Source organism: Clostridium sp. MF28 (genome assembly GCF_002969175.1).
Lineage (GTDB): Bacteria > Bacillota > Clostridia > Clostridiales > Clostridiaceae > Clostridium > Clostridium beijerinckii.
On sequence record NZ_CP014331.1, the window covers coordinates 1,449,102 to 1,463,831 of the forward strand.

The following is a 14,730-nucleotide window of genomic DNA, read 5'->3' on the forward strand; positions in this document are numbered from 1 at the left end:
ATAATTTGATAACATAAATAATTCAAGTGAATATAGGCTAGCTGTTACAAAAGGAGGAATATTGTTTATGACTAATAAATACAATGCTGAACAGAATAAGATTACAAAAGAGAGTATTTTAGGTGCTCTTATGTCTTTAATGGAGAAAAAGGACTTCAAGAATATATCTATTACAGAAGTATCACAAAAAGCTGGTGTATCACGGATGGCTTTTTATCGTAATTACAGCATAATGGAAGATATCCTTATTGATCATCTAGACGATATGTTTAGAGAGTATTCAACCCTTTTAAATCATAAAGAAATAAGTAATTATGAAATGACACGTTTATTTTTTTACTATTTTAGACAACATCAAAAATTTATTGAAAACCTACTAAGGTCTAAATTAACCCACTTAATACTTGAACGATCTATTGAATTTCTTAATATATACTCAAAAACTATAACATGCACCATGGATTGCTCTCCTGAATTTGAAAAATATAATATTGGATTCATTGCAGGCGGATTTTTTAATGTATTGATGATTTGGTGCAAAAGTGGTATGACAGAGAGTGACGAGAAGATGGCAGAAATTGTTCATGATAGGCTTTCAAATCATATTGCTGGAATCACCTTAACAGATTTCTGATTAAATCCAAGATATATACGAAGTATGGGAAATGGATAAAAAAGATTCGCTACTGACTTAACTCTAATTTAAGAATATATTAATAATGCATTATTGGAGTCATCCTCCCATACAATGTCTAAAATATTATCATAGAAATGCATTTACATAAAAAGTTCCCCACTTTCTAGTCTGAGCTGACTTTAGTTGATACATTTCCTTAAACATAATTTCTCATTTGTTTATTTCAAGAACTGGATACTCCTAATTTCATAAAATAACTATTGAACATCCCCTAATATTTTAAAGTACTTATATGATAGCCATAAACTTCTTCCTACCATTGAAGCACACCCAAATGCGAGAATTCCTATACCTATAAAGCTAGTTATATTTCCGCCAATATATCTAAAAGCCGATTTTACAACGATAAGGAAAACATAGACTCCAAGGCTTAAGTACGATTCATTATAATAAACCTCACCTTTAGCTTCATCCTTACTATATTTTAATGTTCTTCCACGAATTATTCCCACTCCTATACCAATAATTGAACAAATAATTATTATCATAATCTCTTTCAATGAAAAACTTAATGTTTTTGCATAATCTTCAACAATCATTAGAATAAGTAGTATAGGTAACAACCATAAATTAGGGAACTTAATTCTTTTATTCTTTCCATTAAGTATCCTTAAAAACTTTAATACTATAAAAATCAATAAAATATAAACCATTGACACTAATTCCACCTCTAAACTTTATTTTCTATTCCTCAAAATTTTCTAATATAATAATACAAACACTTTGGAACTATAGATAATAACAATCTCTCAATATCTTATCTTTTAAAGTCTAATTATTAACAGTAATTGTAAACCTAATTTTTATACCTACCTTGGATACAGCTATCTCTAATAATGACACCTTTACTAACCATAAGAATTTCACTTAGTTAAGCTCGCTGTAATAAATATTATAAATTTAGAATACATATGGAATTAACGCCCATGATTCTTTTATATATTTCTCATATTCTTTACCAAATTCTAATACTAAAAATCTTTGTTCCCTATTTATTTTTATAATATAAGTAGTTAAAATAATACAAAATCCTATGATAGAAGCTAAACTTCCAAATGTAAGAAAAGTTCCAAAAAAGCCACATACTATCCCTGTATAAATGGGATTTCTTATATATTTATATGGGCCACTACGAACTAATCTTTGCTCCTCTACTTTCTGAATGGCTCCACTCCAATTTCTACCTAATACTATTCTAGCCCATATTGCAAATAAAAGAGAGAATACTAAAATTACGATACCTATGTATTCAACATATTCATAATTAGGTATTATCCTATTCCATAAGAATATATTTTTAAACTGAAAAAAGGTAATAGCATAAGAAATTATTACAAACATTAAATGCAATATTCTTGGCATACTCTTTTGACCACTTGATTCTTTCTTTACATTTGACCTAGTTTTCATCGCTGCTAATATCCAGTAAATCCAAAATATACCCCAAATATAACTAACTACAGTAATATTACTCATAAAGTCCTCCTCACATTTTATTAGATTTAATCATCACTTTTAATATATTTTTCTGCAATTTCTATAAACGTATCCTTTGTCACTGAATTCATGTCATGTAAAAATTTTAATATAGTAGCTTTCTCCTCATCATTATATTGAGCGATAATATCTTTTTTCTTATTATATGATTTCTCATGAATTCTATTATGAATTTCACACACATTTAATCCTAATTCCGTCAAATCATAATATACTTCTTTATTATTCCCTTCCTTTTGATACTTCGATACATAGCCTTCGTTTAATAACTTTTTACACATTTTAGTTATAGCACCTGTTGTCATTCCTAATTCTTGTGATAGCTTAGTTATATTTGCATCTTCGATATATTCAATAGCTGCAATGCAATGAATTTGTGAAAAAGTAAGTTTATTCTTTATATTAGGAACATCTATTTCATTATTTTCTTGTATTTTCTTTAATGAAAATATAATCTCATTAATGATATCCATATTAATTTCCCCCTCGACATTTCTTCCTCAGAAGTAATATTATATTATAATATTATTTCTTCCATGTCAACAATTTTAAATTTAAAGACTTACTCCTAGATTCAATTAAGCACTTTTAATACCTAATACACAACTCCCACTGTTAAAAAATATAATCATTCTAGACTAAATGTTGAGAATTTAATTAATCCTCCCCTAATACCTGTAGTTAAAAATAACATGTCTTAAGCAAGAACTAAAAAACCACCGGCTTAACCGGTGGTTCTGATTCTTATTCACTAACATTACAATTTAGAATTAAAGAACTAAGATGATTGTAATGAAAATTGTTCTAAATACTTGGATAAACTTTCAATATTAAATTGCATATGACGATCATTACCCTCAAGTTTACTTAGCATTATACCACCTTCTAAGGCTGAAAAAATGAAAGTAGCAAGGGCATCGATGTCAAGATTTGACCTTAATTCACAGTTCTGTATCCCTTGATAAAGAATTTCCTTAATATATTGCAACATCCTTTCAAGGCTTTTTTGGGCTTTTTTTCGTAACTCAGGATGAGTATCATCACTTTCAATAGCCGTGTTCAATAAAGGACATCCTCCGATAAATGGGGGATGTTCCGTAACTTGTTCATATACCCTAAATATAGCTAGAATTTTATCAATCGCTGACTGTTGATTATCCACAGCTTCGGTAAATTTTTCATTAACAATTCCTACTGCGTAATCATATGCCTCAAGCGCAATCTCATCCTTACATGCAAAGTGACGATAAATCCCCCCTCTCTTGATTCCAGTTACTTCAGTAATATCAGAGAGCGAAGATCCTGCGTAACCTCGCTGGTTAAAAAGTTCAGCCGATTTCTTAATTATATACTTGCGTGTATTTTCTCCTTTAGTCATAGTATCTATCCTCCAAGGAATGTAATTCTTCGTAATTTCATCCTCATTGCACATGTTATTTTTTTAATTATTATAGCATATCTCCAAAAATTTAAATAGTTATTGCAAGCCGGGGTTTATTTCTTGGATGAACCTGATCTTTTAATCCAAAATGCCAATTATATAATTATAAATAATAAAAAATATTCCAAGCACCAGAAATACGAATATAAATTTGCACTTTCTTAATGGTTGTGTTAACATAGCAAAAAAGATATCGTTCAGTATCTTTTTATTATATTAAAATGAGGTGAAGAAAATGAACGACACATGGTTTAAAGAACGTAAGTATGCTTGGATCGGCTTGGCTGCTTTGTGGATTATCGGCTTTATTGGCGCATTATTGCGTTTCATTATGGCTACTTATCAAGTTCAAATTTCTCAAGATTTGAATATAAGTAGAAGTTTGATTTCTATGGCATGGTCAACCAACCTACTAATTGCAGCATTATGCACCCCAATAGGAGGATGGATTGCGGACCGCTATGGACCTAAGAAATTAATGCTACTAAGTACAATATTTAGTATCTTAGGGACAAGTATCGTTTTTGTGGGGCATAATTCTACTTTGTTTTTTATCGGATATGGAGTCATATCAGGTTTTTACGGTATAGGAGCCTCTGCCACATATATTCTAATATTTGACTGGTTTAAGCATCATCGAGCAAAAGCTACTGCACTTCTGGCAAGCTCATCATCTATTGGTCTCGCCGTTTGCACTCCAATTTTTATCTCGAACACTTGGTTAACATGGAAGGACGCATTTCTTATTTCTTGCCTGCTCAGCCTTTTTGTTGCATTACCAGTTATTCAGTTTCTTATTCGGAATCCTGAAAATCCACAGAAGAAAGCAAAAGAATCCAAACAACCAAAAGTGAAAATGCTTTTCAAAGGTCCTCATATGTTATTATTTCTATTTATTGGTTTTGCATTATTTACATGTGGGTTTAATATGGGTACTGTAGAAATGAATTTAGTGGCTATTTATCAATTGTCTAGCGTAAAGCCTGCTTTGATTGCCGTATCCATGAGTACCTTAGGAATTATGGAAATAATCGGTTCCTTTATTTTCGGATATCTTTTGGATCGTATCAATAAATTTACAGCGATGTCGTTGTTATACGGGATACGCATCTTAGCGTTTATAATTTTGTTTGTACATTCGCCATGGTCGCCAATTGTGTTTGCAGTCTTCTTCGGATTTACTTACCTAGGTGCTGTACCAGGAGGAATGTTAATTGCTAACGAGAATACAAAAGAAAAAGGAAAGTTCATTGGAAGTCTCCTTCTATTCCATCAAGCAGGCGGGATCATTGGTAGCTTAATCGGAGGTGTTTCCTTTGATATCAGTAAGAGCTATCAACTACTCATTGGTTTTGATATGCTTCTATGCATTTTAGTTACCATAGGGTATTTTACGAATTATTGGCTACGATACAAAAATACTTTATATGTAAGTAGATATACAAATGAGGTTAAGAAACTACACTAAAATGATCAATAATTAAGTATCAATATATTTTAAGTTTCCATCTACATGTTCTAAGTAATGAGAATTTGATCTTAATGATTTACATTTTAGCCAATAAAAAAAACGCTATAATTTTATTATCACCCAAAGATTTTTCTTTCCTAATCTGAAGATCTGTTTTTCCATCTTAAAATTATGTAAAAACCTAGGACTTTCTCAAGCAAATAATCCTCAAACCCGCATTATACAAGCATATTCTTCAGAATATTAGAATATATATTCTAGTATTCTGAAGAATAAATATTGTTAAGAATATATCTTCTTAATAATATTTTAGAATTATGTACTTAGTTACTAATCATATTATTTTTATCTAATCCATTCTTTACAAGAATAGAATATAACGCACCATCTGCTTTCATATCATTAATTGCTTTATTTAATGCGTTTAATAAAAAAACATCATCTTTTTTAACTGCTATTCCCATTACTCCTTGTAACTCAGGAGTATAGCCTTTTAACTGCCTTAGCAAAGGATCTTTTTCCTTTATATAGTAGTTTATAATAATAGAATCAGCTAAGCCCGCATCAATTTTCCCACTACTTATAGCATTAAATAAATCAGTTGTACTATCCAAACTTAATGCATCTTTTATTAAGTTATTTTTCTCCCACTTTTTCGCTAGATCTTCAAATATTGTTCCTTTTTCTACTCCAATTACTGCATTTTTTAAATCACTCATAAAATTAATTTTTGAAAATCTTGGTACAATAACAGTTTCTGATTCTTTATACAATGGCTTAGTAAACGCTACTAGTTTTTCACTTTCAGGAGTTATAAATATTCCACCAACTGCTATATCTATGCTATCATCGGCATTAAATTTATTTAACAAATCTGCAAATGTTACTTCCTTAATTTCAACCTTATTAATTCCAAGCCGCCGTGTAATTTCAGTTATGACATCCGCATCAATTCCACTCATCTTATTTGTTTCGGCATTTATCCAAAAGAATGGAATTTCCTTTGATGGTGCAGCAATAGTTATTATTCCTTTTTCTTTTATCATTTCCAATCTATCTTTTTCTATTGAGCTATTTGCCATTATAGTTTCCCTAGGCGCTATCATAAATCCAATTATTATTCCAATAATATTTATAATAACAATTGAAGTAAATATTTTTTTCATAAATAAAAATCTCCTTTAAAACGATAAACATATCTTTAAATTATTATTTGGAATTTAAATTTAAATTATCCACATTTGAAAAAATTCAAACTTTTAAAAATAATACTTTACCTTTTATGTTAGCCTTTAAAGCGAGATCAATGATCAGTTTACTTTACCATTGAGTAGTATCCATCACATATTATTCAACTTCCAAAGAGCATGTCTTTTATTTACTACGTCAAATCTACATATAAAATGCAACTTTTCAAATAAAAAATTGGAGAGATCGCAACTTCACTCAGAATATTGCGACCTCTCCCAATTTTATATTTAGTTTTTTCTTAATAGCTGATTTTTTTTGCTCATAAGTTTTGAATTAAATTCTAAATTTCTTTTATATGAATAATAGCAAAAACTCATCCCCAAAAACTCTGCAGTTATTAAAATAGATATTAGCTCTATAATTGAAGCAATTTTTTTATATACAAAATAGTAGTAAATAGATGGTAAGCAGGAAATCCCCCCTATTACTATAAATACACAAACAAAAGCTAGTAATGCACTTTTTTGTTTTATTCCAACCAGATAAATAAAAACAGATCTAGAAATAGTACCAATAACTCCTCCAATAATAGAAAACATAATTAATTCTTCTATAATTCCTACATTTATATTTTTAACAATCATCTGAGTCATACCAACAACTATACCACATAGCATGGATATAATAAGATTAAATAAAAAATCCTTTAAATTCTGTTTCATAATTTACGCACCTCACAATCCGAGATATTGCTTAAAGTTATTTAGATATTTTCTTGTGACATATACTTCTTCATCCATATCTATGAGCTTTAATATAAGCTTGCTGTTAAACCATGAAATTATTCTATCTACTTTCACTATATTTACAACAAAGCATTTACTTACTCTTATGAAACCTTTTGCTTCCAATCTTTCTTCAAGTTCATAAAGCTTTTCTTTTACTTTATACTTTTTATCCTTGGTCATGCAAAAAACCTCATTTCCCATAGCTTCGAAATAATATATCTCATTATAATTTAATACTTTAAGCTCATCCTCATCACATCTTCCTGTGATTATATTTTTAGCTTCTTCTTTGCTGCCTGAAATAGAATCTAAATAACCAATCAAAATATTTATGGTTTCTATATCAAAGTATACCCCTATTTTGCCGCTCTTTAAATCAAATCCTTTTTCGATTAAACATACATCAGCATTTTCATTAATCTTTATTTTGCGATTTGTAAGGATTTCTTCCAGCATTATTTTTAGATTTTCGCTGCAAATTAAATCTAACTCCATGTAATTTCCCCTTTTGCTTTAAACTTTAAGCAATGCCTTTCTGACAAGGATATATTAAAAACTTAAACTCTATCCTCTCGAGGATGTTCAAAAAAATAACAAATCAGTATGCTAGTCTATTTTGTGCTATAATTCGCCTATAAATCTCACTAATAGCCTGCAACTTTAGATCCTTGTCTAACACAAAATATACACCTTAAAAATAGCAGTTATGCTGCATATAAGAACTTCTCATTGCATCTTTTACTTGTTATTTTCCTTCACATCCCCTACTTTAAACTTCAGGCAATACCCCTGGAATTATAATTGATAGCATAATTCCTAAAATCACCAGCCCATTCATAATTATAACAGTCATAATATTATGCCCTGATAATTCTATAATAGCATTAATTAAATGAATTACAGCCCATATTTTTGTTATTACTATATTAACTTCTATAAATAAAGAAGATTTTCCAAATTCCTTTTCATATCCTCTTCTAGCATCATACATTGTATAAGGTCTTCCCATCATAATAGAAATGAAACCCGTTAAAGCTAATACTGTATATGAAGTTAAATATTTATATTCCATAATGGAATTAATTCCTAAATAGAAATATAATATATTAGAAATAGTAAAATAAGCTACTAATACTATCGACATGATTCCTATATTTTTATTAATTATATCTCTTATAAAAAGCATCAGTATAGAAGCAAATCCCAAAACAAGGCATAAATTACTCGAAATACTCCAAAAGAGCATTAGTGGCAGAAAACTTAATGTTACATTGAGAAACGCTTTTGAACTACTACCCATTATTTTTCCCTCTATCTTTCTCAAGTGCCTTTTTATGACCTGTGATCATGAAATCAACCATATTTTTCTGTACATGCTCCTTGAATTTTTTTCTTTTCATAAGATATCTCATAACTTTCCCTTGAGCTTTTTCTTTTAAAGGAACTTTTTTAATTAGCCTATTTTTCTTATAGTATTTATAATCTTCTAAGAAAATAGCTCCTAGCCCTCCTTCTATTGCATCTGCGAATAGTTTACTTCCAGCTATATTTAAAAATGTTTCAGGCTTAAAATAGTTTCTTTCAGAATAATTTATACTCATTTTAGCAAAAGCATATATTTGATTGTCTATAAGAGAGTTATCTTCAGCTTCATCAGTGACAAATCCAATTAAATTGCCTCCTTGTGTATGAAACTCTAATATCTGTCTTAAATTTTGATCTTCACTTAATTTCCCTGAAATTATATATCCTATGTGTTTACCTCTGAATATAGGAACATGGTTATATCGAAAACTTCTATCATAAATAAGCTTAAAACGTGAAGATAAATATCTATCCTTTATACTTCCTGCAAAAATTATGATATCTGCATTATTAATGATATGGTCTAAAAACTCCCTATAACCATCTTTACCATCATAAACACATTTATTTTCAGCTCCACATTTACAGCAACCAAGACATGCCCCTTTTATATCAACCTCATTAAGATTAAGGATCTCTACAGAACCTTTTACAAAGCTTTTATATTTGTCAATCATCTCATTAAGATTATTATCTTCTTTAGCAGCGTCTGTAATTATGATTATTTTTTTATTTGTATTAATAACTTTGTCTGTCGCTCCTGCACTATATTCAAAGTTACTTTTACTCACTGAATTATACAATTTACTAGTTGTTAAACCTTCATTTGCAAAATCAAGTAAATTTTCAAAAAACACTTTAAGCTCTTTTCTTCTATTTTCCTTAGTTAAATCCTGCATCTCGTGAGATAAATATTCCACATAGTTCATGCCTAAATCTTCAGAAATTGCCCTGATATAATTATGTGCATGAATATCTGCATAATGAATAGACGTAGAAAATGCAGCAGTATACTTATCCTTAAAATAGCTTTCTAATTTCTTTTCAAATATAAGTTCAATAAATCTCTTATAATTAGAATGCACTAAAGCATGATATAGCGGAAATGCCCATATAACTGCATCTGCTTCCTGAACCATTGTGCATAAAGCTTTTAATTTTTCAGTATCTTTTTCATAACTTTTTACTTCCTTAACAATATGGATATACTGAAATTCATGTTTTTCATAATTTTGTTCCAAATACTTCATTGATTGCATTGTAACACTTTTCTCAAACTTCGGACTCCCATTTAAAACAACTATTTTCATAACCAATACCTCCGCTTCTTTATATTTTCATTCTATTAGAAAACATGAATTAAAACCATAGATTTTGCTTAAGATGCAATTTAAATAAAATAAGATGCATTAATGATCTGCAAAAATTAAGAGAACCTCCTCTATATGGATTTGGTTCTCCTCTGATACTTAAATTAATAATATACTAAATCAATTTGTGTATCTCTTCAAATAATATCTGAATTCCTAACTTTATCTTGTCTTTTGTAAGTTTAGATATGCACAATCTAAAACAGCTTATTCTTGAACTATTATCTATAAAAAACGCCTTTCCCTCTGCTATATAAATCATTTTTTCATTTAATCTTTTATTTAGCGTTTCCATATCAATATGCTTAGTAAACTGCATCCATATAAAAAATCCTGTATCTGGAATAAATAGTTCCACGCCCTCTGTATTTATGTTTTTTAAGCAGTCCTTTAAATAATTCATTTTTTTCATATATGCAAATTGGATTCTTTGAATATGCTTTTTATACATTCCACTATTAATATAAATTTCTAAAGCTCCTTGTTCTAATGCTGATGTACTCAAATCATAATATCTCTTATGTTTCAAAAATTCACTTTTTAATTTTTCTTGAAGTACTACTGCTCCTAGCCTTATCCCTGGCATAAATGTTTTAGAAAAGCTTTTTAAATATATAACCCGTTCCCATATATCATAATAATAAATTGGTAATGATTTTTTGTTTTTATCTAAATCAGCTAAATAATCATCTTCAACAATGTAAACATCATATTTTTCAGCTAACTCTGCAATACATCTCTTATCTTTTTCCGAATAACTTGTCCCTAAAGGGTTATGTAATCTTGGGATTGTATAGAAAAACTTTATATCTTGATTTTTAAATATATTCTCTAGTTCTTCCAAATTTATGCCATTAAAATCTCTGTTTATTCCTATTAATCTTTCTCCATTCATCTCTACCAATTTGTGTATCAAACTATATGTTGGCTGCTCAACTAAAATATTCTTTTTCCCATTTGGAAAAGACATTTTTGAAAGAATACTTATTGCCTGTTGTGAACCTGATGTAATACATATTTTGTCCATGGAGGTGAATATTTGATATTCAGAAAAGAAGTTAACCAATGATGCTCTTAAAGATTTAAATCCTTCAGTATCACCATATATAAACAAGTCATTCTTATATAACTCAACCGCTCTATTTATACAATGATTAAATTCCTTATACGGAAGTAATCTGGAATCAGGCACTACTAAAGAAAAATCAATAATGTCATTTTCAGCATTCTCTTCAGAATTATTTTCCACAAGGTAATATCCACTCTTAGGAATAGAGTATATTCTATGATTCATTTCAAGTTCTTTATAACCTCTTATTATTGTGGATTTATTACATCCAAACTTATCAACCAAAGTTCTTATTGGAGGTAACCTTTGCCCTTGCTTTAACTCATTTCTTTCTGCAAGTTCTTCAATATATTGTATGATAATTTTATATTTCTTTTTCATAATCGCATCCTTCTATTTATCTTAATTTCTCAAGCATCTTAACACTTTTATACCGGTACAAAATACTTTTTTAAAGATTGTACTGTATACTCTAAATTCTTATAATTCCATTATATGGTTAATAAATAATAAATTGTAAATTAATTACTCATTTAATTTCAATATACACTATTTAATCTATGTTTTAATAAAATTACAACAAACATAAAGGAGTTAAGTATGGAAAAGTATCAAAAAAAAGCAATATTATATCTTGTAATTGCATCAATTTTATGGAGTATTGGAGGCCTATTTATTAAATTAGTAAATTGGAATCCTATTGCTATTGCTGGAGCGCGTAGCGGTATAGCAGCAATAGTTATGTTATTATACTTAAAAAAGCCAGCAATACACTTAGGAAAGACAAAGCTGCTAGGTGCATGCACGTATTCATCCCTTCTCATATTTTTTGTTACTGCTAATAAACTCACAACATCGGCAAACGCTATACTTCTACAGTTTACAGCGCCTATATGGGTATTATTATTTTCAAAAGTTTTCTAAAGGAAAAAATTAAAAAATCTGATTTAGCCGTAATTATTTTTGTCATACTTGGAATGATTTTATTCTTTATAGGGGATTTAGGACTTGGCAATATTATAGGAAATTTTATTGCAATACTCAGCGGTATTTCAATGGCTGGAACTGTTATATTTCTAAAACTTATAAAAGATGGGTCTCCTGTTGAAATGACTTTCCTGGGAAATATAATTACATTTATTATATCTATACCTTTTTTCTTTCAATCAGTTCCAAACTTAAATAGTATTTTGGGATTATTAATCTTAGGAATATTCCAATTAGGAATTTCTTATATATTTTATACATTAGCTGTTAAGCAGATTTCTCCTATTGAAGCAATCCTAATTCCTGTATTAGAACCACTGCTCAATCCCTTTTGGGTATTTTTATTCACTGGTGAAATACCCGGAACTTATGCCTTTATAGGAGGATTAATTGTACTTACATTTACCTCCTCAATTAGTTGCTGATAGAATAAGAAAATTTGAAGACAACAGTTAAACTATTTATAAACTAGAATTTTTCTTATTAAGATGTATAATTGATGTAGTTTTAAGATAAGCTCTAAATCACTAAACAAAAAATAGTCATATCAATGAGTCTTTAGCTAGCAGTAACTTCTGCAAAGTCATGTACTAAAGGCTTTGATACGACTATTTTTTCTTAATTTTCATATATGAAGAATTTACAATCAAAAATAGTTCAATTAGAATTATGACATTGATAATTTTGCCATGGTTTTTTATAAAGAACTAATATTATAATCGTTGTTTACATACATTTTAATATACCACTTTTTCAACTTACAACTATAATGCTCCCATATCTCTAGCAATATAAAGAGAAGGATATTTAGCATTGAAATTTAGTTCGCTTTTAATACGCGCTGTATCTAATATCATATCCCATTGGTTAAAACTTGGCCAACCACCATTTGGAGGTACCTGCTCTGGTTCACCTTGTAGCTTATAAAATTCACCTACAGTAATAGGGTTATCATCAGCAACATTATATATACGCCCCCAATACCAGGTGTACTAACAGCAAGCAGTAATGCTTGACTGACATCTTGGTGATGCACTACTGACATCGCTTTTGAAGGGTTCCAGTTACTTAGAAACGGTAAAATTTCTTGAATGTGTGGGTCATTATCACCATAAACAAATCCTAGTCTCATAATACGAATATCTAGTCCTTGTTCATGATATAATTCAAGTAGAGCTTTTTCTGCAGCCATTTTTGTTTTAGGATATAATGCCGTTGCTGTAAGAACATCATCTTCCATACATGGTCTATTTACTAGAGAATTGTTATATACATTGCCTGTGCTTGTAAAAACAAATCTTGTGACACCTGCATCTAATGCTGCTTTAGCGAGTGTAATAGTTGCATCTATATTGATAGCTTTAGCCATTTCTTCACTAATATCACCTCGAAATTGAGCTGCTATATGTACAACAGCATCAACACCTCGTACGGCTTCAATTAGATTTTCATTATCTAAAAGATCTCCTAATACTACTTCTGCCCCCTGTTCTTTTAAAGTGGATGCACCTTCTAAGTTTCTTACAAGAATACGAACCTCATGACCTTTCTTAAGTAAATACGATACAAATCGACTTCCAACCTTACCTGTTGCCCCTGTTACAAATATTTTCATAAATTAATTCACTCCAATCTAAATAGTTTTGTTTATCAGTTATTTTTATGTTATATTGCTAATATATCAGAGTTAAAATAATTCAACCACATTGTGGTTATCCTACGATTGAGAGTAGTAGGATAAGAGGAGGAAAATAAATGAAAGAAATTACATTACAGCAGTCGTTAGGTGAATTTTTGCGTGCAATTAGAGAACGCATTACGCCAGAGCAGGTTGGATTACCCTCACATGGACGCCGCCGTACACCTGGACTTCGTCGTGAAGAAGTCGCTCAGCTTGCCAATGTAGGAATTTCTTGGTACACATCTATAGAGCAAGGTAAAGACGTACATCCTTCTTATCAAATATTAGAAAGTTTAGCTAATGCCTTAAGATTGTCCGAAGATGAACGCCGATATCTGTTTTTATTATCTAAATCTGATGAAATGGAAGAATCAAAAATTTATAAAGAAATTAGTACAAGATTAGAAAGAACTGTTTTCGCATTGGAGCCTAATCCTGCATATATAATGGATAAATACTGGGATGTACTATTATGGAATCGTGCAGCAGAATTTTTATTTAAATTTCCTTCATATTCTACCAGCATAGATTCAAAACCAAATATATTACATCAATTTTTATTTGATCCATTCAAAAAGGAAATCAACTCAGATTGGGAAGAACGTGCTAAAATCATGATTGCAAGATTTAGAGCAGATTGTGCTAGGTATCCTCAGGATGCAAGATTAAATGAAATGATTGAGAAATTTAAGCAAGAAAGTGAATTCTTCAGCAAATGGTGGCCTCGTTATGAAGTTAAAACTGTCACTGACTGTCATAAATTATGGAATCACCCTGAGATTGGAGATTTGGAATTTGAACATGTGAATTTGCAAGTATCAAACTGTCCTGATTTTAAATTGATGATTTATACTGCTTCACCTTCTACATTAGAAAAGCTTAAACAAAAAATATATTCTATCAAATGAATAATACATCATAATTGACAGCCCAATCATAAAAAATACTTTACATTATCAATTTACTGTGTAGATCATTTTCGCACATTTCCTTAATAAATACGCAAAAGCCACTTTCCTTCTGCGTATTTATTTACCTTTCATTTTAAACTTTAAGTCTATAACCTGCGCCCCTACTGTTTAAATATGTGCAGGATTAGAATATGAGAATTCAATTGAAAAATACATATTATAAATTATTAAAGGTAACTAAATCTAATTTAGATTCAGCTAC

General features: G+C 29.6%; 16 protein-coding genes. 5 read left to right on the forward strand and 11 right to left on the reverse strand.

What is annotated here, in order from left to right; all coding sequences use genetic code 11:
- Window positions 1–67: 67 nt before the first annotated feature.
- Window positions 68–634, forward strand: a complete 567-nt coding sequence (locus AXY43_RS06475; RefSeq protein ID WP_012059813.1) for a TetR/AcrR family transcriptional regulator — start codon at window positions 68–70, stop codon at window positions 632–634.
- Window positions 635–894: 260 nt separating this feature from the next.
- Here AXY43_RS06475 and AXY43_RS06480 read toward each other — a convergent pair whose 3' ends face one another.
- From AXY43_RS06480 to AXY43_RS06495, 4 genes are all read right to left on the reverse strand, one after another.
- A complete protein-coding gene (locus AXY43_RS06480; RefSeq protein ID WP_012059814.1) occupies window positions 895–1,350 on the reverse strand; it encodes a hypothetical protein in 456 nt (151 codons plus the stop codon).
- A gap of 247 nt (window positions 1,351–1,597) precedes the next feature.
- The gene (locus AXY43_RS06485) at window positions 1,598–2,173 is read right to left on the reverse strand and encodes a methyltransferase family protein (RefSeq protein ID WP_023974198.1); all 576 of its coding nucleotides are present in this window, start codon (window positions 2,171–2,173) and stop codon (window positions 1,598–1,600) included.
- A gap of 26 nt (window positions 2,174–2,199) precedes the next feature.
- The gene (locus tag AXY43_RS06490; protein WP_012059816.1) at window positions 2,200–2,667 is read right to left on the reverse strand and encodes a MarR family transcriptional regulator; all 468 of its coding nucleotides are present in this window, start codon (window positions 2,665–2,667) and stop codon (window positions 2,200–2,202) included.
- Between the two features lie 305 nt (window positions 2,668–2,972).
- Window positions 2,973–3,572 carry a TetR/AcrR family transcriptional regulator gene (locus AXY43_RS06495; protein WP_012059817.1) on the reverse strand — a complete coding sequence of 200 codons (600 nt, stop codon included), beginning with the start codon at window positions 3,570–3,572 and terminating at the stop codon, window positions 2,973–2,975.
- Window positions 3,573–3,870: 298 nt separating this feature from the next.
- Here AXY43_RS06495 and AXY43_RS06500 point away from each other — a divergent pair, with 298 nt between their 5' ends.
- Complete coding sequence (locus tag AXY43_RS06500) at window positions 3,871–5,103, forward strand: MFS transporter (RefSeq protein WP_023974200.1); 1,233 nt, start codon at window positions 3,871–3,873, stop codon at window positions 5,101–5,103.
- Window positions 5,104–5,429: 326 nt separating this feature from the next.
- On the opposite strand, the gene AXY43_RS06505 is transcribed toward AXY43_RS06500, so the two are convergent.
- The 6 genes from AXY43_RS06505 to AXY43_RS06530 all read right to left on the reverse strand — a co-directional run bounded on the left by AXY43_RS06505 (window position 5,430) and on the right by AXY43_RS06530 (window position 11,270).
- Window positions 5,430–6,272, reverse strand: a complete 843-nt coding sequence (locus AXY43_RS06505; RefSeq protein WP_105411250.1) for an ABC transporter substrate-binding protein — start codon at window positions 6,270–6,272, stop codon at window positions 5,430–5,432.
- Between the two features lie 312 nt (window positions 6,273–6,584).
- Window positions 6,585–7,019 (reverse strand): hypothetical protein, encoded by a 435-nt coding sequence (locus AXY43_RS06510; protein WP_012059820.1) that lies wholly within the window; start codon window positions 7,017–7,019, stop codon window positions 6,585–6,587.
- 12 nt (window positions 7,020–7,031) lie between these two features.
- Complete coding sequence (locus tag AXY43_RS06515) at window positions 7,032–7,580, reverse strand: LytTR family DNA-binding domain-containing protein (RefSeq protein ID WP_039773824.1); 549 nt, start codon at window positions 7,578–7,580, stop codon at window positions 7,032–7,034.
- Between the two features lie 274 nt (window positions 7,581–7,854).
- A complete protein-coding gene (locus AXY43_RS06520; RefSeq protein WP_105411251.1) occupies window positions 7,855–8,385 on the reverse strand; it encodes a hypothetical protein in 531 nt (176 codons plus the stop codon).
- Complete coding sequence (locus tag AXY43_RS06525) at window positions 8,378–9,760, reverse strand: NAD(P)H-dependent oxidoreductase (RefSeq protein WP_039773823.1); 1,383 nt, start codon at window positions 9,758–9,760, stop codon at window positions 8,378–8,380. Before AXY43_RS06525 ends, AXY43_RS06520 begins: the two co-directional genes overlap by 8 nt.
- A gap of 175 nt (window positions 9,761–9,935) precedes the next feature.
- The gene (locus AXY43_RS06530) at window positions 9,936–11,270 is read right to left on the reverse strand and encodes a PLP-dependent aminotransferase family protein (RefSeq protein WP_023974516.1); all 1,335 of its coding nucleotides are present in this window, start codon (window positions 11,268–11,270) and stop codon (window positions 9,936–9,938) included.
- 219 nt (window positions 11,271–11,489) lie between these two features.
- Between AXY43_RS06530 and AXY43_RS27685 the strand changes: the two genes are divergently transcribed.
- Both AXY43_RS27685 and AXY43_RS27690 read left to right on the forward strand, forming a co-directional pair.
- Window positions 11,490–11,813, forward strand: coding sequence for an EamA family transporter (locus AXY43_RS27685; protein WP_242986299.1), 324 nt, complete (start codon window positions 11,490–11,492; stop codon window positions 11,811–11,813).
- A complete protein-coding gene (locus AXY43_RS27690; RefSeq protein WP_242986297.1) occupies window positions 11,783–12,301 on the forward strand; it encodes a DMT family transporter in 519 nt (172 codons plus the stop codon). The genes AXY43_RS27685 and AXY43_RS27690 overlap by 31 nt, the downstream gene beginning before the upstream one ends.
- 509 nt (window positions 12,302–12,810) lie before the next feature.
- On the opposite strand, the gene AXY43_RS06540 is transcribed toward AXY43_RS27690, so the two are convergent.
- Complete coding sequence (locus AXY43_RS06540) at window positions 12,811–13,491, reverse strand: NAD-dependent epimerase/dehydratase family protein (protein ID WP_243099177.1); 681 nt, start codon at window positions 13,489–13,491, stop codon at window positions 12,811–12,813.
- 140 nt (window positions 13,492–13,631) lie between these two features.
- Between AXY43_RS06540 and AXY43_RS06545 the strand changes: the two genes are divergently transcribed.
- Window positions 13,632–14,465, forward strand: coding sequence for a helix-turn-helix transcriptional regulator (locus AXY43_RS06545; protein WP_105411252.1), 834 nt, complete (start codon window positions 13,632–13,634; stop codon window positions 14,463–14,465).
- Window positions 14,466–14,730 lie beyond the last annotated feature (265 nt).

Bases quoted from the DNA above. Each gene is read 5' to 3' on its own strand.
- AXY43_RS27690 (WP_242986297.1), top strand. From the start codon at position 11,783: ATGGGTATTATTATTTTCAAAAGTTTTCTAAAGGAAAAAATTAAAAAA.
- AXY43_RS06525 (WP_039773823.1), bottom strand. From the start codon at position 9,760: ATGAAAATAGTTGTTTTAAATGGGAGTCCGAAGTTTGAGAAAAGTGTT.
- AXY43_RS06500 (WP_023974200.1), top strand. From the start codon at position 3,871: ATGAACGACACATGGTTTAAAGAACGTAAGTATGCTTGGATCGGCTTG.
- AXY43_RS06475 (WP_012059813.1), top strand. From the start codon at position 68: ATGACTAATAAATACAATGCTGAACAGAATAAGATTACAAAAGAGAGT.
- AXY43_RS06515 (WP_039773824.1), bottom strand. From the start codon at position 7,580: ATGGAGTTAGATTTAATTTGCAGCGAAAATCTAAAAATAATGCTGGAA.
- AXY43_RS06530 (WP_023974516.1), bottom strand. From the start codon at position 11,270: ATGAAAAAGAAATATAAAATTATCATACAATATATTGAAGAACTTGCA.
- AXY43_RS06510 (WP_012059820.1), bottom strand. From the start codon at position 7,019: ATGAAACAGAATTTAAAGGATTTTTTATTTAATCTTATTATATCCATG.
- AXY43_RS27685 (WP_242986299.1), top strand. From the start codon at position 11,490: ATGGAAAAGTATCAAAAAAAAGCAATATTATATCTTGTAATTGCATCA.
- AXY43_RS06540 (WP_243099177.1), bottom strand. From the start codon at position 13,491: ATGAAAATATTTGTAACAGGGGCAACAGGTAAGGTTGGAAGTCGATTT.
- AXY43_RS06490 (WP_012059816.1), bottom strand. From the start codon at position 2,667: ATGGATATCATTAATGAGATTATATTTTCATTAAAGAAAATACAAGAA.
- AXY43_RS06545 (WP_105411252.1), top strand. From the start codon at position 13,632: ATGAAAGAAATTACATTACAGCAGTCGTTAGGTGAATTTTTGCGTGCA.
- AXY43_RS06480 (WP_012059814.1), bottom strand. From the start codon at position 1,350: ATGGTTTATATTTTATTGATTTTTATAGTATTAAAGTTTTTAAGGATA.
- AXY43_RS06495 (WP_012059817.1), bottom strand. From the start codon at position 3,572: ATGACTAAAGGAGAAAATACACGCAAGTATATAATTAAGAAATCGGCT.
- AXY43_RS06505 (WP_105411250.1), bottom strand. From the start codon at position 6,272: ATGAAAAAAATATTTACTTCAATTGTTATTATAAATATTATTGGAATA.
- AXY43_RS06520 (WP_105411251.1), bottom strand. From the start codon at position 8,385: ATGGGTAGTAGTTCAAAAGCGTTTCTCAATGTAACATTAAGTTTTCTG.
- AXY43_RS06485 (WP_023974198.1), bottom strand. From the start codon at position 2,173: ATGAGTAATATTACTGTAGTTAGTTATATTTGGGGTATATTTTGGATT.